Origin of the sequence: Streptacidiphilus jeojiense, assembly GCF_000719095.1 — a bacterium.
Taxonomy (GTDB): domain Bacteria; phylum Actinomycetota; class Actinomycetes; order Streptomycetales; family Streptomycetaceae; genus Streptacidiphilus; species Streptacidiphilus jeojiensis.
Map to the genome: position 1 here is coordinate 297456 of NZ_JOEH01000006.1, position 19627 is coordinate 317082.

Annotated in this window: 18 protein-coding genes; 5 read left to right on the forward strand and 13 right to left on the reverse strand. The window is 72.1% G+C overall.

What is annotated here, in order from left to right; genetic code table 11:
• Positions 1–46: 46 nt before the first annotated feature.
• Together IF29_RS48470 and IF29_RS0109775 are read left to right on the forward strand one after the other, a co-directional pair.
• A complete protein-coding gene (locus IF29_RS48470; RefSeq protein WP_030252402.1) occupies positions 47–1249 on the forward strand; it encodes a transglycosylase family protein in 1203 nt (400 codons plus the stop codon).
• Positions 1250–1401: 152 nt separating this feature from the next.
• On the forward strand, positions 1402–2493 hold the full coding sequence (locus IF29_RS0109775; protein ID WP_030252404.1) for a hypothetical protein: 1092 nt from the start codon (positions 1402–1404) through the stop codon (positions 2491–2493).
• Here IF29_RS0109775 and IF29_RS0109780 read toward each other — a convergent pair.
• Together IF29_RS0109780 and IF29_RS0109785 are read right to left on the reverse strand one after the other, a co-directional pair.
• Positions 2444–3427: an arginase family protein gene (locus tag IF29_RS0109780; protein ID WP_051725110.1), complete on the reverse strand. Its 984-nt coding sequence runs from the start codon at positions 3425–3427 to the stop codon at positions 2444–2446. The two genes, IF29_RS0109775 and IF29_RS0109780, sit on opposite strands and share 50 nt — an antisense overlap.
• A gap of 29 nt (positions 3428–3456) precedes the next feature.
• Positions 3457–3864, reverse strand: coding sequence for a YciI family protein (locus IF29_RS0109785; RefSeq protein WP_030252408.1), 408 nt, complete (start codon positions 3862–3864; stop codon positions 3457–3459).
• Between the two features lie 265 nt (positions 3865–4129).
• On the opposite strand from IF29_RS0109785, the gene IF29_RS0109790 reads away from it, so the two are divergent.
• Positions 4130–5983, forward strand: coding sequence for an MFS transporter (locus tag IF29_RS0109790; RefSeq protein ID WP_084713824.1), 1854 nt, complete (start codon positions 4130–4132; stop codon positions 5981–5983).
• A gap of 90 nt (positions 5984–6073) precedes the next feature.
• Here IF29_RS0109790 and IF29_RS0109795 read toward each other — a convergent pair whose 3' ends face one another.
• From IF29_RS0109795 to IF29_RS0109840, 10 genes are all read right to left on the reverse strand, one after another.
• On the reverse strand, positions 6074–6913 hold the full coding sequence (locus tag IF29_RS0109795; protein WP_051725111.1) for an alpha/beta fold hydrolase: 840 nt from the start codon (positions 6911–6913) through the stop codon (positions 6074–6076).
• On the reverse strand, positions 6910–7698 hold the full coding sequence (locus tag IF29_RS0109800) for an SRPBCC family protein (protein WP_030252413.1): 789 nt from the start codon (positions 7696–7698) through the stop codon (positions 6910–6912). Before IF29_RS0109800 ends, IF29_RS0109795 begins: the two co-directional genes overlap by 4 nt.
• Positions 7699–7700: 2 nt before the next feature.
• Complete coding sequence (locus tag IF29_RS0109805) at positions 7701–8300, reverse strand: ArsR/SmtB family transcription factor (RefSeq protein ID WP_030252414.1); 600 nt, start codon at positions 8298–8300, stop codon at positions 7701–7703.
• A 122-nt stretch (positions 8301–8422) separates the two neighbouring features.
• Positions 8423–9253 (reverse strand): SAM-dependent methyltransferase, encoded by an 831-nt coding sequence (locus tag IF29_RS0109810; RefSeq protein WP_030252416.1) that lies wholly within the window; start codon positions 9251–9253, stop codon positions 8423–8425.
• A 674-nt stretch (positions 9254–9927) separates the two neighbouring features.
• On the reverse strand, positions 9928–10932 hold the full coding sequence (locus IF29_RS0109815) for a L,D-transpeptidase (protein ID WP_030252418.1): 1005 nt from the start codon (positions 10930–10932) through the stop codon (positions 9928–9930).
• A gap of 130 nt (positions 10933–11062) precedes the next feature.
• Positions 11063–12823 (reverse strand): SpoIIE family protein phosphatase, encoded by a 1761-nt coding sequence (locus IF29_RS0109820; RefSeq protein ID WP_051725112.1) that lies wholly within the window; start codon positions 12821–12823, stop codon positions 11063–11065.
• Between the two features lie 189 nt (positions 12824–13012).
• On the reverse strand, positions 13013–14584 hold the full coding sequence (locus IF29_RS0109825; RefSeq protein WP_051725113.1) for an APC family permease: 1572 nt from the start codon (positions 14582–14584) through the stop codon (positions 13013–13015).
• A gap of 173 nt (positions 14585–14757) precedes the next feature.
• Positions 14758–15342, reverse strand: a complete 585-nt coding sequence (locus IF29_RS0109830) for a hydrolase (RefSeq protein ID WP_030252424.1) — start codon at positions 15340–15342, stop codon at positions 14758–14760.
• Positions 15343–15405: 63 nt separating this feature from the next.
• Positions 15406–15843, reverse strand: coding sequence for a MarR family winged helix-turn-helix transcriptional regulator (locus tag IF29_RS0109835; RefSeq protein ID WP_030252426.1), 438 nt, complete (start codon positions 15841–15843; stop codon positions 15406–15408).
• Between the two features lie 135 nt (positions 15844–15978).
• Positions 15979–16182: a cold-shock protein gene (locus IF29_RS0109840; RefSeq protein WP_030252428.1), complete on the reverse strand. Its 204-nt coding sequence runs from the start codon at positions 16180–16182 to the stop codon at positions 15979–15981.
• Between the two features lie 285 nt (positions 16183–16467).
• On the opposite strand from IF29_RS0109840, the gene IF29_RS0109845 reads away from it, so the two are divergent.
• Positions 16468–17163 carry a response regulator transcription factor gene (locus IF29_RS0109845; protein WP_198037363.1) on the forward strand — a complete coding sequence of 232 codons (696 nt, stop codon included), beginning with the start codon at positions 16468–16470 and terminating at the stop codon, positions 17161–17163.
• Between the two features lie 10 nt (positions 17164–17173).
• Positions 17174–17566 carry a response regulator gene (locus IF29_RS44755; protein WP_030252432.1) on the forward strand — a complete coding sequence of 131 codons (393 nt, stop codon included), beginning with the start codon at positions 17174–17176 and terminating at the stop codon, positions 17564–17566.
• Here IF29_RS44755 and IF29_RS48475 read toward each other — a convergent pair.
• Positions 17470–19623, reverse strand: a complete 2154-nt coding sequence (locus IF29_RS48475) for a sensor histidine kinase (RefSeq protein ID WP_051725114.1) — start codon at positions 19621–19623, stop codon at positions 17470–17472. The two genes, IF29_RS44755 and IF29_RS48475, sit on opposite strands and share 97 nt — an antisense overlap.
• Positions 19624–19627: the final 4 nt, after the last annotated feature.

Below are 19627 nucleotides of genomic sequence, written 5' to 3' on the forward strand. Positions count from 1 at the left end.
CTCTGCGATTTCCCACGACCTGTCACCACTGTGAGGAGCCCACGGCATGATCCCTTCGAACGGACGCCACCGCAGACCGCAACCGCCCAACGCCGCCGGCGTCACCCTGGCCAAGGCCGCGGGCGCGACCGCCGTCGGCGCCGCGATACCGGTGCTGGTCGCTGCACCCGGCCATGCCGCGACGTCGTCGGTCTGGGACAAGGTGGCCGCCTGCGAGTCGGGCGGCGACTGGCAGATCAACACCGGCAACGGCTACTACGGCGGACTCCAGTTCACCGCCGCCACCTGGGCGGCCTACGGTGGCGAGCACTACGCGAGCACGGCGAACCGGGCGACCGAGGCCGAGCAGATCACCGTCGCCCAACGGGTGCTGCAGGGTCAGGGGCCGGGGGCCTGGCCGGTCTGCTCGGTCCGCGCGGGACTGACCCGCAGCAACGGCGCTGCGGCGGCGGCCGAGAAGCCCGCCCCCAAGCCTGCGGTGAAGGCCGCCACGAAGAAGGCCACTGTCAAGAAGGCCGCCACCAACAAGGCCAGTGTCAAGAAGACGGCCGTCAAGAAGGCGGCCGTCAAGGCGCCGAGCACCTCCGGGAAGACCGAGGAGCACACCGTCCGCCGCGGCGATACGCTGTCCGGCATCGCCGAGAGCCTGCACATCAGCGGCGGCTGGCAGGCCCTCTACGCGGCCAACCGCTCCGTCGTCGGCAGCGACCCGAATCTCATCCTGCCGGGCGAGCGCCTCACCTGGACCGGGTCGGCCGCGGCCAAGCCCGCCGCCGAGGTCACCGTCGCGACCAGCGTCGTCCACCACACCACGTCCACTGCGAAGTCCAGCAAGGCTGCCGCCTTCGTCGCACCGATCAGCGCCCACTACGTGATCTCCGAGGGCTACGGCGTCCCCGGCGCCTGGGCGGCCGGTCACCACACCGGTGTGGACCTCGCCGTCCCGGTCGGCACCACGGTGCACGCGGTCGGCGCCGGCACGGTGGTGAAGGCCGAGTGGGGCGGTGCCTACGGGAAGATGGTCGAGATCCGGCACGCCGACGGCCGCTACAGCCTCTACGCCCACCTCTCCCGGATCGATGTGCACACCGGCGAGACCGTCTCGGCCGGCACCGAGCTCGGACTGTCCGGCGCCACCGGCAATGTGACGGGTCCGCACCTGCACTTCGAGGTGGACACCACCGAGCAGTACGGCTCCGACATCAACCCGATCAGCTGGCTCGCCGCCCACGGAGTCAGTCTGGGCTGAGCCGCAGGGCTGAGCCGCAGGGCTGAGCGGCCGGGCTGAGCGGCAGGGCGGCGACACAGCGAGAGGGACACATCCGTCACAGGGGCCGCGTAGGGTGACCTCCGGTGCTGACCCGGTGCCCACCCGGTGCGGCGCGGACGGAAGGAAACCACGTGCGGCCCCTGCTCGGAGTGATCGGCGCCCTCGCCGTCCTCGGTGTGTTCTCGTCGGTGGTGCGCACCCTGGTGATGCCCCGGCCCTCCAGCTCCGGCTTCACCCGGGTGGTGCTGGCGACGCTGTTCGTGCCGTTCCAGCTGCTCGCCGACCGCTGCTCCAGCGTGGAGCGCAAGGACAAGGTGCTGGCCCCGGTCGCACCGCTGTCGCTGCTGGTCACGCTGGTGCTGTGGCTGCTGTCGTTCCTGGTCGGTTACGCCCTGCTCGAAGCGGCGGTCAGCGATCTCGGCGTCAAGGCGGCGCTGGACGAGGCCGGGTCGTCGCTGTTCACCCTGGGCTTCGCCAGCAGCAACCGCAGCGCGCTCACCGCCGTCGACTTCTGCGCGGCGGCCACCGGCCCGATCGTCATCGCGCTGCAGATCGGCTACCTGCCCGCCCTCTACAGCGCCTACGCGGCCAGGGAGGCGGAGGTGACCCTGCTCCAGTCGCGCTCCGGCAGCCCGCCCTGGGGGCCGGAGATCCTGGCCCGCTACTCCCAGGCGGAGCTGTTGGACTCGCTGGACCAGTTGTTCAGCAACTGGGAGCGCTGGGCCGCCCAGGTCAACGAGAGCCACACCACCTATCCGGTGCTGATCCAGTTCCGCTCGGCCCGCGCCACCCGCAACTGGATGGTCTCGCTGCTGTCGGTCCTCGACGCGGCTGCCCTCAGCTTGGCCTTCAACCCGTCCCGGCGTCCGCAGACCCCGGCCCGGATGGCGCTGCGGGCCGGCTACGTCTGCCTGCGCGACCTCGCCGACGTCCGGGGCATCCCCTACAGCGCCGATCCGATGCCGGACGACCCGCTCGACCTCGACTACGGGTCGTTCCTGGAGGGCGTGGAGCGGATGCGCCAGCAGGGCTTCCCGATGGAGCGCACCCCGGAGCAGGCCTGGCCGCACTTCCGCGGCTGGCGGGTCAACTATGAGAACCTCGCCTACCGCCTCGCCTACGACATCGACGCCGTCCCGGCCGCCTGGTCCGGCTCCCGCCGCACCCCCTCGGTCATCCTGCGACCGACGACCCCGAAGGACCGCCAGCCGGCCGCCCGCTGACGCCGGGTGGTACGGCGCCGGCGAGGACCCGGCCCAGTACCTCCGCCAGCCGGCGCAGCAGCTCGCCCTCCGGGTCGTGGTCCGGGTTGACCTCGGTGACCACCAGGCCGGCGAAGGCCGGGCTCGCGCACAGGCGGGCCAGGACGGATTCGGCCTGATCGAGTGTCAGGCCGTTGAAGTGCGGGAAGTTCGCGAGCGGGAAGGCGCCGGTGTCCAGCACGTCCACGTCGAAGTGGACCAGCACCGACTCCGCCCGTGCCTCGACGTGGGCGAGCGCCGCCACGGCGGCGCCCGCCGGGTCGGCGCGGACCGCCGCCACGGGCGTGGCGTGCAGGCGGTGGGCGGCCAGCCGGCCCCAGTGCTCGGTGCTGAGTTCGGCGGGGTCGAAGCCGAGCAGCGCGATGTGGTCGGCGGGGAGCAGCGGGTGGCGGCCGCCGAGGCGGGCGAGGGCGGGGGCGCCGTCGCCGAGCAGATGGGTCGTCCCCATGGTGTCCAGGACGGCGGAGTCGGTGGTCTCCGGGGTGCTCAGGTCGGCGTCACCGTCGAAGTAGACCAGGCCGGGCGTGGTGCCCCGGGCCGACAGCCCGGCGACCGCGCCCAGGGTGATGGTGCAGTCGCCGCCCAGCACCAGCGGCAGCCGTCCGGTCGCCACGACCGCCGCGACCTCGGCCGCGGTGCGGCCGGCGGTCTCCGCCACCCGCTCCAGGTCGCGGACGCCGTCCACCGGTGGGCTGGGCCGGTGCCGCTGTACCGGCAGGTCGCCGAAGTCCTCCACCGCGAGGCCGTGCCCGCTGAGTTCCTTGAGCAGGCCCGCCGCGCGCCAGGCGGCCGGGGCCTTCTCCTGGCCGGGGTTGTGCGAGCCCGCGCTGGTCGGGACTCCCAGAACGCCCAGCCCTCGTTCCGCGCTCCTCGTCCGCGTGTTCGTCGCCGTCATGCGCTTCCCCTGCCCGCCCTCCGTGGCGCTCAGTCCTCCAGGATCGGCGGGGCGTCCAGCACCGGCTGGACGTGGATCGGCATGTTCAGCGGGCGTCCGCCGGGGCCGGGTGCGGTGGAGAGGTAGGCGGCGAGGTCGTAGGCGGCCTCGGCGGTGGGGCAGTCGACGATCCAGTAGCCGGCCAGGAACTCCTTCGTCTCGGGGTACGGGCCGTCGGTGATGACCGCTGCGCCGCCGTCGGCACCGGCCCTGACGATCCTGGCCTGGTCGGGGGAGGCGAGGCCCTGGGCGTCGACCAGCTTGCCCCGGGCGGCGATCTCCTGGTCGGCGTCCCGCATGAACCCGATGTGCGCGGCGATCTCGTCCTTCGTCCACCGGTCCATCGACGGGAAGCCGGCGGAGACCTGGCTGAACTGCATCAGCAGCATGTACTTCATGGTGTTCTCCCTCAGGGTCGGTGTGTCGGTGTGTCGCTGTGTCGCTGCGGTGGTGCGTCCTTCGACGCTCTCGCTGACTGGTCGGAGCCGGGACCGGTTTCTCTACATCCCCCCGGAAGCAATCCGAGAAAACTTCCGGCGTGCGCCGGAGTGGTCCCTGTCTCCCCACACTGCAAGTCCTGGGGGTGCGCTGATCCGATCAGGTGACAATCGATACCCTGCCTGGGAAGGTTGTAGGTAGCAACCACTGAAATGGAGTCCCCATATGGTCGGCGATTCATCGCCCTCCCGGTCCGCCGCCTCCCCAGCAGCGGAGGGACCGCAGGGTCACCCAAGTCCGCACGGCCCGCACTACAAGTGGATCGCACTGTCCAACACCACCCTCGGCATGCTGATGGTGATGATCAACCAGTCGATCGTGCTGATCGCACTGCCCAACATCTTCGACGGCATCAAGCTCAACCCCCTGGACCCCCACAACACCAGTTACCTGCTCTGGATGATGATGGGCTTCATGGTGGTCACCGCGGTGCTGGTGGTCTCCTTCGGCCGCCTCGGCGACATGTTCGGCCGGGTCCGCATGTACAACATGGGCTTCCTGCTGTTCACCGTCTGCTCCATCCTGCTCTCCCTCACCTGGGGCAGCGGCAGCCAGGCGGCGCTGTGGCTGATCGGCTGGCGGATCGTGCAGGGCGTCGGCGGCGCGCTGATCTTCGCCAACTCCACCGCGATCATCACCGACGCGTTCCCGGTCAACCAGCGCGGCACCGCGCTGGGCATCAACGTCATCGCTGGTATCGCCGGCGGCTTCATCGGACTGATCCTCGGTGGCGTGCTCGGCCCGGTCGGCTGGCGCTGGATCTTCCTGGTCTCGGTCCCGGTCGGCATCTTCGGCACCATCTGGGCGTACCTCAAACTCAAGGACACCGGCACCAGGCAGCCCGCCACCATCGACTGGTGGGGCAACCTCACCTTCGCGGTCGGGCTCATCTCGATCCTGGTCGGCATCACCTACGGCATCCAGCCCTACGGCGGCAGCACCACCGGATGGGGCAACCCCTGGGTGATCAGCGCACTGGTCGGCGGGCTGATCGTGATGCTGCTCTTCGTCTGGATCGAGACCCGGGTCGAGGACCCGCTGTTCCGGCTGTCGCTGTTCAAGATCCGGGCCTTCACCGCCGGCAACCTGGCCAGCCTGCTGACCGCGCTGGGGCGGGGCGGCCTGCAGTTCATCCTGATCATCTGGCTGCAGGGCATCTGGCTCCCGCTGCACGGCTACAGTTTCCAGGACACCCCGCTCTGGGCCGGCATCTACATGATCCCCATGACGGTGGGTCTGCTGGTGGCCGCGCCGATCTCCGGCATCCTCTCGGACCGCTTCGGCTCGCGGATCTTCACCGTGGCGGGTGCGCTGCTCAACGCGCTCAGCTTCGGGCTGCTGATGGTGCTCCCGGTGAACTTCCCGTACTGGGCCTTCGCCGCGATCCTGGTGCTGAACGGCCTCGGGGCCGGGCTGTTCGCCTCCCCGAACCGGGCCCAGATCATGAACGCGATCCCGGGCCGCCAGCGCGGCGTGGGCGCGGGGATGACGGCGACCTTCCAGAACGCGGCGATGGTGCTGTCGATCGGCATCTTCTTCAGCCTGATCGTGATCGGCCTGTCGCAGAACCTGCCGTCCGCGATGTACAGCGGACTGACCGCGCAGGGCGTGCCGGCTGCCTCGGCCCACTCGATCTCACAACTGCCGCCGCTGGCCGTGCTGTTCGCGGCGTTCCTGGGCTACAACCCGATGCAGCAGCTGCTCGGGCCGGTGCTGCACCAGATCCCGGCGGACAAGGCGAGCTACCTCACCGGCCGCAGCTTCTTCCCGCACCTGGTCACCGGGCCGTTCCAGGACGGCCTCAGCGTGGCGTTCTGGTTCGCGCTGGCCGCCTGCCTGATCGCGGCGGCGGCGTCCGCCATCACCGGCGGCGTCAAGCCGGTGAGGGCCGGTGCCGTGCCGGTGGAGCGCGAACTCCCCTCCCCGGTCGGCGACGAGCCGGTCTCGGCGGAGGACGTGGAGGACGTGGTGGAGGACGTGGTCGACTCGCTGCGCAGCGGCGGGGGCGGCGAGAACTGACGTACCGTCTGGTCTGAAGCAGGAAACAGTACCGGGCCCGCCGACCGATCCGCAGCCGGCCGGCGGGCCCGGTCCGTTCAGTCCCCGCCCTCAGCGCTGGTGCATCTGGAAGAACTCGGTCAGCACCGGCGCGACCGCGTCCGGCTTGAGCATGTGCGTCTGGCCGGGCAGCGTGCGGTACTCGGATCCCGGTAGCACGTCGGCCAGTTGACGCATCCCGTCGCGCATCGGCTGCGGGCTCTTGCCGCCGTCCATCACCAGCGTCGGGAGTGTCGCCCCGGTCCAGCGGTCGGTCGGCAGTGGACGGCCGGATCCGGTGTCGCCGAGCACCCGCATGTCGTAGGGCAGGGTGTGCGCCACCCCCTTCAACTTCGACCAGACCGGCAGCAGTTGCATCACCAGCAGGGCGGCGGACGGTACGCCCACGGTGCGCAGGAACATCTTCACGGTGGCGCCGCGCTTGCCCGCCGCGACCAGGGCGTCCATGGTCTCGATGTAGTCGGCCGGACGCACCGGGCCGTTGGCGTCCACGGCCAGCGGGTACTCGTAGAGCGCCAGCGAGAGGAAGTCGGGCAGGACGTTCGCCGCCTCCAGGGCCACGGCCGCGCCCGAGGAGATCCCGTACAGATGGGCGCTGCCCCCGGCCGCCTCCAGAACCGCGGCCAGGTCCTCGACCTCGCGCTCGACCGCGTAGGGCAGCGTGTTGCCGCTCTCGCCGCGGCCGCGCCGGTCGTAGGTGTAGACGGTGAAGTGCCGGGCGAGCGCGGCGGCCAGCGGACGGGCCGGCCCGGACGCGCGGTAGCAGAGGGCGCCGTCGACCAGGATCACGGCCGGGCCGCTCCCGATCCGCTCGTAGGCGATGGCGGTGCCGTCCTTGGAGGTGGCGAAAGCGGTCGGGGTGGGGGCGGTGGTCGGAGCGGTGGAGGTCATGATGACTCCCTGGGGACGGTCGGGTCGTTGAGGGTGTCGAGCCAGGAGCGCCACTCGGCGGTGGTCCGGTCCAGGTCGGCGGCGGGGTCGAACAGGTGGTGCGCCAGCATCACGCCGTTCTCGGGGAACAGGAGCAGGAAACGGAACAGGCCCGCGTCGGTGCGCACCGCGAGGGCGGCGGGCTCGGCGTGGTAGACGGTGCCGGAGGCGAGGGCGGCCAGGGCCGGTGACGTCGTACGCACAGCGGTGCCGGTGCCGGGGTGCACCTCGCGCCCCGCACCCAGGCCGAGTTCCTGGAGGAGCCGCGTCCGGGCGTCGGCCCAGCGCAGGCCCGGCGCGCCGAAGAGGGTGAGCGGGCGGGCGGTGCGGCCCGCGAAGTGGGTGAGCTGCTCGACCAGGGTGCGGAAGAACAGGGCGATGCCCTGGCCCATGGCCTCGAACTCGCCCTCCCAGTCGTCGCCGGGCAGGAATCCGCTGGTCGACAGGCGCAGCACGGTGCTCCCGCTGTCCCGTCCCTCGATCAGGAACTCGTAGGCGATGAAGCGGCCGTCGGGCCCGGTCCCGCTGCGGTGCTCCAGGAGCTTCAGCGGATCCCAGCCGGTCACCGTCGAGTCCAGCGGCCCGCGCCTGGCGTGGGTGCGGATCAGGCCGCCCGGTCCGGCCTCGACCTCGTTGCTCCCCATGAACCAGGAGTCCATCCCCGGACCGGTGGCGATGGCCTCCCACACCTGCTCGGGTTCGGCGGGGACCTCGGCCTCGTGGCGGATCACATAGTCATGACCCATGGTCAGGCCTCTTCCGCGGGTTGGCGGTCGGCGCTGGGATGGACGGCGACCACGAAGCGGTGGCTGCGACCGCCCGGAGCCTTCTCGTCGTGGTACCTGCCGACCAGTGCGGTGACCGCACCGGAGAGCTCCTCGGCGAAGGCGGCCCGGTCGGCGGCGCTGGCGAAGCGCACCTCGGTGTCGATGGCGAAGGTCGCCAGCGGCTTGCCGGCCCGGGAGGCGCCGGTGAGCAGTTCACCCACCTCGCGCACCATCCGCGCGGCGAGTGCCAGCAGCCAGCGTGCGGAGAGCCGGTCGGGAGCGCGGTCGGGATCGGGCCGCATCACGGCTAGCGCCTGGGGCGAGATGACATAGGAGGCGGCGGTGGCCCGCAGCATCCGCTCGGTGACATTGCCCTTGCGGCGCTCCTCGACCAGCTCCACCAGCCCGTGCAGCTCCAGTTCGCGCAGGTGGTAGTTGACCTTCTGCCGGGCCAGCCCCACCCGGGCGGCCAGCATCGTCGCCGAGGCCGGCTCGGCGAGCTCGGCCAGCAGACGGCTCCTGATCGGATCGAGTGACGACGCCGCTGCCGCGGCGTCGTCGATCACGGCTACATCAAGCATGCTTCCAGGATCTCGCCGACAATTATTTCTGTCAAGACAAGTGGAAGTGTCGGGTGCCGGCCGGTGCGGGCTGTCAGCCTGTCGGGACCCGGTGTCGGGTCAGGTGCCGCGCCGGGTTGTCGCTATCCGCGCTCGGCGATCAGGAACCCCTCGCTGCCGGCGGGTGCGGGGCGGCCGTAGGCCTGCTCCAGTTCGGCCTTGCCGTGGACGGTCACCTGCCAGCCGTGCCGGGGGAGCCAGTCGGCCGCGGGTTCGCCGAGGCCGCCCTTCCAGAGGCCGGCCAGGGCCTGCAGGCGCTGGTCGGCACCGTTCTCGGCGACCATCCGCTTCGGGTCCCGGCCCTCGGTGAGCGAGAGCAGACTGCCCGCGGCGGAGAGCCCGGTCAGCGTGGAGAGCAGGGACGTGGCCTGGTCCGTCTCCAGGTAGACCAGCAGTCCCTCGACCAGCCAGGCGGTGCGCGCCGCCGGGTCGAATCCGGCCTCCCGGAGCGCCGCGCCCCAGTCCTCCCGCAGGTCGGCGGTCAGCACGGAGCGCTCGCAGGTCGGTACGGCGCCCTCCTCGCGCAGCACCCGCTCCTTGAACGCGACCACCGGAGGCAGGTCGAGCTCGAACACCCGGGTGCCCTCGGGCCAGGTCAGCCGGAACGCCCGGGTGTCCAACCCCGCCGCCAGCAGCACGACCTGACGGCATCCGGCTGCGGTCGCCCGCAGCAGGTAGTCGTCGAAGAACCGGGTCCGCAGCACGATCCGCGCGGCCAGCGCGGCCCCGCCCGCGCTGCGCTCCCTCGGCGCCGCGTGCTCCGCCTGCGACCGCGCCCCGGTCGCGGCCCGTACGAACGCCTTGGCGTAGGGATCCGCGAACAGCCGATCCTCCCGCCGACTCTCGGCCGCTCGTACCCGAGCGACCCCGACTGCGGTCCGCTGCACCCCGTCGGGCAACAACTGGTTCCCCACGACAACCTCCTCCTCGGCGGACCCGGGCGCCCCCGCACCGGTCCGCGCGTGACGTTACACCTGGTTGCTGAGGGTGCTCGGGGGTGGGGGAGGCGGGGCGCCGTCGTCGGTGTGGTGGGGTTCGTCTGGCGGCCGAGCCCCCGTCCCGCTGCCGTATCTGACGTGCGTGTTCGCTCCCGCTGACTGTGCGTCGCCTCCGTGGGGCACGGGGGTCGGTCCCGGGCTGGGGTGGCTCGCTGTCGCTCGCGGCCAACTGCGCGGAGGGGGAGGGTGGTGGGGCGGGCGTTGCCGGGTGGCGGGTCGGTGTCCTTTCGGGCGGGGGTCTGGGGAAACGTTCCTGCGTGGCGCCTTCCGCTGAACCGGGGTCACTTTTGGTACGTCGGGTCATTCTTGGTACGGGCATGTGCGGATGAATCGGACATAGCGGCAAGGTCAAGTGACACCTTGTCCCGAAAGTGACCCCGGTTTGCCCTGGTCACCCGGGGCCCAGATCGGCGCACGCGCCCCAGCTCAGCCCCGCGCCCCCGCCGCACGCTCCGCGCCGGGCCCAGGCACCCCCCGCTCCTGTTGCCGGCGCGAAGCGCCTTCTTTCCGGGCGTGAGCCCGGGAGACGGTGGGTCAGGTCGGGGCACGGGTGTTGCCGTTGCAAGCGTGGGGCGTCCACCGACGCGACGTCATGCCGCCTTGGTGGTCTGGGCTCCCGTTGTGCTGCCGGCGACCCACTGGGCCCAGGTGAGGTTGAAGGCGGCGTAGCCGTTGTCGGCGTCGGCCTTGCCGCGGGGGGAGCCGGTGATGGTGACCGGGTCGCCCTGCTTGGAGTAGTCGTAGAACCAGATGGCGTCCGCCAGGGAGAGGTGCACGCAACCGTGGGAGCCGAAGCTGTGGCCCGGGTGCGGGTCGGCGCCGGAGTAGTGGAGGTAGGTGCCGGAGTAGCTGATGTGGACGTCCCAGGGGAGGTTCTCGTCGTAGAAGTCGGGGCTGTTCTTGTTGCAGGTGATGCCGGCGCTGCAGGAGGTCATGTGGACGGTCTTGGACTTGTCGATGACCGCCATGGTGCCGTCCCAGGTGGGGAAGCTGGAGCTGCCGGCGTCGATGGACATCTTCCGGACGACCTTGCCGGCGTTGGTGACCTGCATGGAGTGCCCGGTCACCGAGACGGTGGTCTCGACGTCGGCGCCGACGGTGAAGCTGTGGGTGTAGGCATGGGCGCCGAAGTCGCCGTTGCCGTCCGGTACTCCGGTGAAGTCGGCCTTCACGGTGACGGTGGTCCCGGACTTCCAGAAGGTCTGCGGACGCCAGTCGACCCGGCGGTTGCTGAACCAGTGCCAGGCGCCGGTGACCGGGGTGGAGGTGGTGACGCTGAGATGCTGCTCGATGGCCTTGCGCGCGGAGTCGGCGACCGGCTTGGTGAAGACGATCGAGATCGGCATGGCCACGCCGACGGTGGCGCCGGCGGCCGGGGTGATCGAGTCCAGCAGCATGGGCGGACCGGAGGGGGACGGACTGGCGCTCGGGCTGGGGCTCGCGCTCGCCGGTGAACTGCCGCTGGCTGCACCGCTCCTGCTGCCGCTGGAGCCGGCGGACTGCGCCTGCGGCGACTTGCTGGTGCAGGCGGCGGCGCCTACCAGAACCACGCCCGCCAGCAGGATGATGCCTGTACCGTTCCTGGTTCGACCCACGTGCCTGCTCCGCTCACGTATCGTCAGATCGTCGGGTTCTCGGCATGCTGGATGACGCCGGGGCAGGCCCCGGTGGTTCCGGGCGCGGCCGGCGTCGGCTGTTGACCGACTGTCTTCCCGGATCCGGGCGTTATGAACATGAACGCCGTTGGAGCAGGAAGACGGCGACGTCGTCGGCGCGGGGGTGCTGCGCCTGGCAGGGGCGGACCAGGTGGTCGGCGAGGCGTTCGAGCCGTTCGGGGGCCGGGGAGTCGGCCTCGTCGCGGGCCTCGTCGCGGGTCCAGTCGGTGACCGTGGCCAGCAGGCGGTCCAGTGAGGTGTCGATGGACTCGCCGCGGCATTCGATCAGGCCGTCGGTGTAGAGCAGCAGGGTCTCGCCGGGGGCCAGCACGGTGACCGTCTCGGGGTAGAGCGCCTGCGGGTCCACGCCGAGCGGCGGGCCGCCGGGGAGGTCCAGTTCGACGGCGGTGCCGGGGTCGGTCATGCCGGTGTCGGTCATGCCCGCGCCGGACACGCCTGTGCCGGACGCGCCCGCGCCGATCCGGACCGGTAGTGGGTGTCCCGCTCTCGCGGCCTCGATCACTCCGGTGGCCGGGTCCAGGGAGAGGTAGCAGCAGGTGGCGAAGAGGTCGGTGTCCAGGTCGGCGAGCAGCCGGCCGGTGCGGGCCAGTACCGCGCCGGGGGTGTGGCCCTCGGCGGCGTAGGCGCGCAGTGCGATTCGCAGCTGGCCCATCACGGCGGACGCCTCGACGCTGTGGCCCTGGACGTCGCCGACGACCACGCCGACCCGGCCGTCCGGGAGCGGCAGCACGTCGTACCAGTCGCCGCCGACGGCCATCCCGGTGGTGCCGGGGAGGTAGCGGACGGCGGTGTCGTGGCCGGCGACGGAGGGGACGCCGCGGGGCAGCATGGCGCGCTGCAGCTCGGCGGCCCACTGGTGCTCGCGGTCGAAGAGCCTGGCCCGGGCCAGCGCGTGGGCGAGGATGCCGGCGACGGCGGTGAACAGGGTCCGCTGCCCGTTGTCGAAGGTCCTGGCGCCGGCGAAGTCGAAGAGGCAGGCGCCGCGTCCGTCGTCGGTGCCGGTGAGCGGGAGCACGGCCCAGGAGCGGACCACGGAGGGCCCGCCGTCGTCGGGGGGAACGGCCGCGCCCTCCAGGAAGAGCGGCTGGTCGTCCCGGACCGCCCGCTGCATCGCCTCGGTGGCCGCCCGGCCGACGACGGCGCAGGGGTGCTCCGGGTTGTGCGCGTCGGCCTCGATGAGGAGGTGGTCGGCGTTGAGCGCCGGGCGGGCGATGTCCGTCATCACCCGGGTGACATCTGCGACGCTGGCCGCCTTGGACAGCGCCCGGGTGAGGGTGAGCATGATGGAGTCGGCGGAGCTCGCGGCGGGGTCGCCGCCGCGCCGGGGCAGGGCGCCGCGGAACCAGGGGGCGCGGGGTCGGACCACGGGGGTGGGGGCGAGCGGGCGGCCCGGCTCGCGGCCCTCGTCGGTGCGGTCCAGCAGCAGCCCGGTGACCCGGTGCGGACGCCCGTCCGGACCGAGCAGCACCTCGCCGCGCTCCTCCAGCTGCCGGACGCTGCCGTCGGCGTGGACGACCTCGTAGCGGTTGCGGTAGCTGCCGCCGCGCTCGATGGCCTCGGCGGTGGCGGCGGCGAGCCGGGTGGCGTCGTCCGGGTGCAGGGCGGCGAAGAACGCCTCGGCACGGCCCTCGAAGTCTTCGGGGGCCGTGCCGACCATCCGGCAGGCGGCGTCGTCCCAGAGGATGTCTCCGGTGACCAGGTCCCACTCGTAGGCGCCGGCGCGGGCGGCGCGGGCGGCTGCGGCGAGACGGGGTTCGGTCGGGTCGACGGCCGCCCGCTGCTGGGGCGCCTGCTGGGGCTGGGACTCCATGCCGGGGTGACTCTCCGCTGGGGTCGGGGCTCGATCAGGGGCGTCTGGCGATTTGCACCAATTTGTGGGCTTCCTGTGAATGATACGTAGGATGTTGGGATGGTAGGGCGCGTTGTGGCAGGCCTCACGTCGGCCGGATGCCGCTCGCAGGCGGGTTCCGGGGGCCGGGGTTGCCCGGGTGTACGGGCCTCAGGGGGCCGGAGCGTCCGCCGCCACCTCCCGTGAGGCCGCGCTCACCGGCACGTCGGGGTCGCGGAACCAGCTGCCCTGGACCGCCCACTGCACCAGCATCAGCACCAGGCCCAGCACCAGCGCGCCGATCCCGATCACGGTCACCCCGCCGACGTCGCCGACCCAGGGCAGGTTGACCGAGGTGTAGCCGTAGTTCGGGTCCGCGTAGACGTCGAAGGCGGCGTAGCAGAAGAAGAACAGCAGCATCAGCGCGCCCAGGCCCGGCAGGATGCCCTTGAACCAGAGGTCCCTGGCGCTGCGGGTGAGCACCCTGCGGAAGTACCAGACGCAGGCGAAGCCGGTGAGGCCGTAGTAGAAGGCGATGCCCAGGCCGACCGAGGCGATGGAGTCGTTGAGCACATTGGTGCTGACCTTCACCAGCAGCACGTAGAACGCGATCGACGCCAGGCCCATCGCGACGGTGGACCAGGTCGGGGTGAGGAAGCGGCGGTGCACCCGGGCGAAGTGCGAGGGGATCGCCTTGTGCGCGGCCATCGAGAAGGTGGTCCTGGCGGTCGGCAGGATGGTGGTCTGGGTGGAGGCCGCCGAGGAGGTCAGCACCATGAAGATCAGCAGCTTGGCCAGGAACCAGCCGAGCCCCTTGCCGCCGAAGACCGCGTTGCCGAGGCCGGAGAGCACGTCCCCGGAGTTGTCCGGGTTGGCCAGTCCGATGCCCTTGTCGCCGACCCCGGCGAAGGCCTGCGCCGAGGTGGTCACCAGGGCGTAGATGATCAGCAGCAGCACGGTGGAGATGACCGCGGCCCGGCCCGGGGTGCGCTCCTTGTCGGTGGTCTCCTCGTTGACGGAGACCGCGGTGTCCCAGCCCCAGTAGATGAAGACGGCGGCCAGGATGCCGGCGGTGAGGGCGCTCCCCGAGGACACGTCGAAGGGGTTGAACCAGGACGCGGAGATGTGGATCGACCCGCTGGGCGCGCCGCTGGAGTAGACCTTGACCAGCGCGGTGATCGCGAACACCGCCAGCATCGCCACCTCCACGCACAGCAGCCAGCGCTGCAGGGCGGCCGAGACCTCGATGCCGACGTAGCAGATCGCCGTCATCACGATGATCCAGATCACCCCGGCGACCGTGGTCCACAGGGTGCTGGAGGCCAGGCCGCCGAAGCCGAAGAGCTGGAAGCCGTAGGAGCCGGCGATCTGGGCCAGGTTCGCCATCACGATGACGTCGGCGATGACGATGCCCCAGCCGCCCATCCAGCCGGTGCGCGGCCCGAAGGCCCGGGCGGCCCAGACGAAGGTGGTGCCGCAGTCCGGGTCGACCTCGTTGAGCTCCTTGTAGGCGTAGGCGATCAGCAGCATCGGGATGAAGGCGAGGATGGTGATGATCGGCGCCTGCAGCCCGACCCCGGCCACGATGATGCCGAGGGTGGCGGCCAGGCTGTAGGCGGGGGCGGTGGAGGCCAGGCCGATGGCGACGGAGGAGAACAGGCCGAGGGCGTTGCCCTTGAGGCCTTTCTCCCCGGCGCCGGAGCCGGTGGCTTGGAAGGTTTCGGCGGTGGGGGGTGTGGTCATCTGCGGATCCCGTCCCTCTCGCGGTCGTGGCGACTGGCTGCGAAACGGCGGGAAACGAACTGACGCGCCGTCATGGCCGGATGGTAAGGCCCGAGGGAGTCATCCGGTGATATCGACGGCGCGTCAGTTTGTAAAAGCTTCAATCGCTTTGGGTCGATGTGGGCAGCTGTGGGCTATCCGGCGGAGGCTTCCAGCAGCGCCAGGATCTCGGCGGTGGTGGCGGTCTCACCCAGACGGGGGAAGATCTTGCTGACGCTGTGGTGGTGCGAGTCGGCGTCCAGGTCGGAGGACGCGTCGGTGGCGATGGTCACGTTGTAGCCGTGCTCGTGCGCGGCGCGGGCGGTGGACTCCACGCCGATGCTGGTGGCGATGCCGGTCAGGACGATGCCGGTGATGCCGCGGCGGCGCAGCTGCACGTCCAGGCCGGTGCCGTGGAAGGCGCCCCAGTTGCGCTTGGTGATCCGCAGGTCGGTCGGCTGCACGTCCAGCTCGTCGACCAGCTCGGCCCAGCCCTCGGGCAGGGCGCCGCGCGAGGCCGGACCCTCGGTGCGGCCGGGCGGGACGTCGCCGCCGTCGGCGGAGAAGTCGACGTTGACCAGGACGACCGGCAGGCCGCGCTTGCGGAAGGCGGCGGCCAGCTCGGCGGAGCGGGCGATGGTGTCGGCGGCGGAGTGCGGCTGGACGGGGTGGCCGGTGATGCCGCGCTGGAGGTCGATGACGACCAGGGCGGTGCGGGGGTCCAGTGTGGTGGCGGGCATGGGTGCTCCGTAGATCGGTTGTGCGGGGGGTTCGGTGCAAGGGGTTCGGTGCGAGGGGTGTGCTCAGGACTCCACGAGGCGGCGCAGCAGGGCGACCGAGGCGATCAGGGTCCGCTGCTCGTCGGGATCGAGCCGGGTGGCGATGGCGTCGAGCAGCCAGCCCTCCTTGGCGGACCTGATCTCCTCCAGCAGCCGGCTGCCGGCCTCGGTGGGCGTCATGACCACCTGGCGGCCGTCGGTCGGGTGCCGTCCGCGGACGACCAGGCCCTGCTCCTCCAGCGCGCCCAGGGTCGCGCCCATCGACTGCGGGCGGACCCGCTCGGCGCGGGCCAGGGCGGCCGGGGTGTGCGGGCCCTCGGCGACCAGCCGGTAGAGGACGGCGGCCTGGGAGAGGGTCAGTGCTGCACCCTCGTGCGCGGCGCGCATCCGCCGCATCAGCTGTCCGAGCAGCTGGTGCAGCTCGGACACGGTCGCGGCGAGGTCCTCGCGGTCGGTGTCCATGCTTCGAGGGTACGTGAATGACAGGAAGACTGACAAGTTCAGCTGAGCAGTTCAGCTGAGCAGTTCGGCTGATGACATGGCAGTGCCCCGTGCCGGAACGGATCCGGTACGGGGCACTGGGGCGCCGGGACGGCGTCAGATCACGCGGATGTTCTCCGCCTGCGGGCCCTTCTGGCCCTGCGCGATCTCGAACTCCACGGCCTGGCCCTCGAGGAGCTCCCGGTAGCCGGTCGCGTTGATGTTGGAGTAGTGGGCGAAGACGTCGGCGCCGCCGCCGTCCTGGGCGATGAAGCCGAAGCCCTTCTCCGAGTTGAACCACTTCACAGTGCCGGTGGCCATGCTGCTCCCTCTGTCAGGAGAAAGGGGCGTGCCTGGTGCGCGCCCTCAGGGTTGAGGTGATCGCCCTGGTCCTCCGACTGGTGCACAGCACAGCGCCCACGGTGCTTGACCGTGGGCACATGAGACTTCGGAACCACGACTGCTGCCAGGAAAGGTATCGGATGCGCGTTCGCCTGGCTACGGTGCGCAGGCGGCAAATCGGACAACTGCCCGTGATCTTCCCTGGATTGTCTCGCTGATCGGCTGCTCGCGGCCCGATTCCGCCGTTAGACTCCGGCCGTGACGCTGCGGATCGTCATCGCGGAGGACTCGTTCCTGGTCCGCGAGGGTGTGCGCCAAGTACTCGACCGCCAGCCGGATCTGGAGGTGGTCGGGGTCTGCGGCGACCTCCCCGGACTGCTCGCCGCGGTGGACGCCGCGGGCCCCGACGTGGTGGTCACCGACGTCCGGATGCCTCCCACCTCCACCGACGAGGGGATCAGGGCCGCCGTCCGGCTGCGCCGCAGCCACCCCGGGATCGGTGTGGTGGTGCTCTCCCAGTACGCCGAACCCGCCTACGCCACACCGCTGCTGGCCGAGGGCAGCGCGGGACGCGCCTATCTGCTGAAGGAACGGGTGGGCGAGCCGGGGCAGTTGGCCGGTGTGGTGCGCAGTGTGGCGGTGGGCGGCTCGTACATCGACCCGGTGGTGGTGGAGGCGCTGGTCGCCGACGCGGTGCAGGAGCGCCGCTCGCCGCTGGCCGGGCTGTCCCGCCGGGAGGGCGAGGTGCTGGCGCAGATCGCCCAGGGCAAGAGCAACGCGGCGGTCGGCGCCGCGCTCTACCTGTCCGAGCGCGCCGTCGAGAAGCACATCAACGCGCTCTTCGCCAAGCTCGGGCTGACCTCGGAACCGGACGTCAACCGCAGGGTGAAGGCGGTGCTGCTGTACCTGGCCGCACACCCGGGTGCTGGCACCCCTGGTACGGGTGCGGCGCAGGGATGATCCTGGCGGTATGGAGCGTACCGTCCTGATCGTCGACGACCAGCCGCTGTTCCGGTCGGTGGCCCGGATGATCGTGGCCCGGATCCCGGGCTGGCGGATCCTGGCCGAGGCCGCCTCCGGCGAGGAGGCGGTGGACCGGGCGGCTGGCGCCGCGGTGGTGCTGATGGACATCAACCTGCCCGGTATCGACGGGATCGCGGCCACCCGCCGGATCCTGGAGCGGCAGCCGGGCACCGCGGTGGTGCTGCTGTCCACCTACGCGGCCGAGGACCTGCCGGCCGAGGCGGCGCGCTGCGGCGCGGTCGGCTACGTCCACAAGGACGACCTGACCCCCTCGCTGCTGCGCGAGCTGGTCGGCGGTGCGGCGGGGACCGGGATCTCGCCGCCCACCGCGGTGCCCTGACCCGGGCGGGACTCCACGGTGAGGCGGCCGCCGATGGCGCCCAGCCGGTCCGCCATGTTGACGAAGCCGCTGCCGGCCGCCGCGCCGTCGGCGGCGAAGCCCCGGCCGTCGTCGCTGACCCGGAACCGCAGCATCCCGTCGTCCGCCTCCACCAGCACCGTGACCGAGGCGTCCGGGCCGGCGTGCTTGCCCGCGTTCTGCAGCGCCTCCAGGCAGCAGAAGTAGACCGCCGCCTCGGCGGCCTCCGGGTAGCGTCCGGGCAGCTCGACCGAGACCGTGCAGGGCAGCACCGAGCGCCGGGTGGCCGAGCGCAGCGCCTGCCCCAGGCCGTGGTTGCGCAGCAGCGGCGGGTAGATGCCGTGCGCCAGCTCCCGCACGGCGGCGACGGTGCCCTGGACGTCGGTGCGCAGCTCCTCCAGCAGCGCGGTGACGGTGGCCCGGTCCTCGTCGCCGCCGTCGGCGGTGTCGACGAGCTCGCGCACCAGCGCGAGCTTCACCGACAGGGCGACCAGGTGCTGCTGGGCGCCGTCGTGCAGATTGCGCTCGATCTCCCGGCGGGAGGCGTCGGCCGCGGTGACCAGGCGCAGCCGGGAGTCCCGCAGCTCCTGGTTGCGGGACCGCAGTTCCTGCAGCGAGGCCTGCAGCGCGGAGTCCAGCCGGACGTTGTGCAGGGCCAGGCCGACCTGGCGGGCCAGCTCCACCAGGACCCGGTCGTCGGCCTCCGAGTAGGGCGCGGCGTCGGCCGGCCGGCGTACCAGCAGCAGGCCCAGCAGCTCGCCGCCGTGGGCGGCGGGGGCGACCCGGACCAGCGGGTCGCCGTCCGGCCCGGGGTCCTGGCCCGGCTCGCGGTCGGGGTCGGGGTCGCGGTCGGGGTCGGCCAGCAGGTCCGCCATCCAGATCGCGGTCCAGCCGGCTCCGCCGATCCTGGTCCGGCCGACCACCGCCCGCTCGTGCTCGGTCAGCCTGATCCGTCGCTGTGGCCGGTCGGGGACGCTGACGGTGCGGGTCAGCAGGCCGTCGCCGCCGACCCAGATCTCCGCCCCGGCCGGGCCCAGCGTGGCCCGCAGTGACTCCGCCAGCTGCAGCAGCAGCTCGTCGAACGGCAGGGCGCGGGTCATCCTGGCGCCGAAGCCGGACAGTGCCTCCTCGGGGGCCAGCTCGCCCAGCCGCAGCAGGGACCGGCCCAGCGCGTTCAGCCGCAGCCGCACCGGCAGTGCCAGGGCCGCGCAGACCAGGGCGGCGGTGACGCTGTAGGCGAGGACGTCGTGCTCCCGGCCGACCGGGGCCCGGCCCAGGCCGACGACGGTGACCAGGTAGACGGCCACCACCAGGCAGGCCAGGCCGGAGGTGGTGACCGCCTCCAGCAGCGCCCGCTCGGCGAGCCTGGCGGTGGACGGCAGCTGCCCGAGCAGGCTGCCGACCGGGATCAGCACCAGGGCCGCCAGCGCCCAGGGGGCCAGTGCGGCCGGGAGGCCGACCAGGATGTGCAGCGCCAGCAGCACCGCGTCGGCCGCCCCAGCCGTCACCGTGCCGGCGGCGACCCACTGCAGCACCCGGCGGCGCGCGGCCCCGGCCTGCCGGCAGCGGCGGGCCACCCCGGCGACGATCACGGCGGTGGCGGCCAGCACGCCCGCCGCGGTGATCCCGGCAGCGGGGCCGTGGGCGGCGGTGGACCGCCAGGCCAGGACGGTCCAGGCGGTGGCGACGGCGTAGACCAGGGCGACCGCGGTGCGGCGCCGGGGGTGGTCCAGCCGGCCGTCGGGCAGCGCCAGACCGCCCCAGGTCCAGGCCGCCAGGGTGAGCGGCGCGCTGGACGGCCATACTGCAGCCGCAGCTTGACTGATCGTCAGCACGGCGGCCAGCCGCGCCGGAGCGGTGAGCCGGGCCCGGTCGCAGCCCGCCGCGGTCAGCAGCCAGCCGACGGCGACCACGGTGGAGGCGGTGCGCAGGCCGTCCGGGCGGCGCACCGCGTCCACCGCCGTGGCCAGTACGGCGAGGGCGGCCAGGACGACCGGCAGCCGCGAGGACTTGGGGACCCGCGAGGACTTCGGGGCCATCGGT

Coding starts and splice junctions, on each gene's coding strand:
- IF29_RS48470 (WP_030252402.1), top strand. CDS start 47: ATGATCCCTTCGAACGGACGCCACCGCAGACCGCAACCGCCCAACGCC.
- IF29_RS0109780 (WP_051725110.1), bottom strand. CDS start 3,427: ATGACGGCGACGAACACGCGGACGAGGAGCGCGGAACGAGGGCTGGGC.
- IF29_RS0109785 (WP_030252408.1), bottom strand. CDS start 3,864: ATGAAGTACATGCTGCTGATGCAGTTCAGCCAGGTCTCCGCCGGCTTC.
- IF29_RS0109790 (WP_084713824.1), top strand. CDS start 4,130: ATGGTCGGCGATTCATCGCCCTCCCGGTCCGCCGCCTCCCCAGCAGCG.
- IF29_RS0109795 (WP_051725111.1), bottom strand. CDS start 6,913: ATGACCTCCACCGCTCCGACCACCGCCCCCACCCCGACCGCTTTCGCC.
- IF29_RS0109800 (WP_030252413.1), bottom strand. CDS start 7,698: ATGGGTCATGACTATGTGATCCGCCACGAGGCCGAGGTCCCCGCCGAA.
- IF29_RS0109805 (WP_030252414.1), bottom strand. CDS start 8,300: ATGCTTGATGTAGCCGTGATCGACGACGCCGCGGCAGCGGCGTCGTCA.
- IF29_RS0109820 (WP_051725112.1), bottom strand. CDS start 12,823: ATGGAGTCCCAGCCCCAGCAGGCGCCCCAGCAGCGGGCGGCCGTCGAC.
- IF29_RS0109825 (WP_051725113.1), bottom strand. CDS start 14,584: ATGACCACACCCCCCACCGCCGAAACCTTCCAAGCCACCGGCTCCGGC.
- IF29_RS0109830 (WP_030252424.1), bottom strand. CDS start 15,342: ATGCCCGCCACCACACTGGACCCCCGCACCGCCCTGGTCGTCATCGAC.
- IF29_RS0109835 (WP_030252426.1), bottom strand. CDS start 15,843: ATGGACACCGACCGCGAGGACCTCGCCGCGACCGTGTCCGAGCTGCAC.
- IF29_RS0109840 (WP_030252428.1), bottom strand. CDS start 16,182: ATGGCCACCGGCACTGTGAAGTGGTTCAACTCGGAGAAGGGCTTCGGC.
- IF29_RS44755 (WP_030252432.1), top strand. CDS start 17,174: ATGGAGCGTACCGTCCTGATCGTCGACGACCAGCCGCTGTTCCGGTCG.
- IF29_RS48475 (WP_051725114.1), bottom strand. CDS start 19,623: ATGGCCCCGAAGTCCTCGCGGGTCCCCAAGTCCTCGCGGCTGCCGGTC.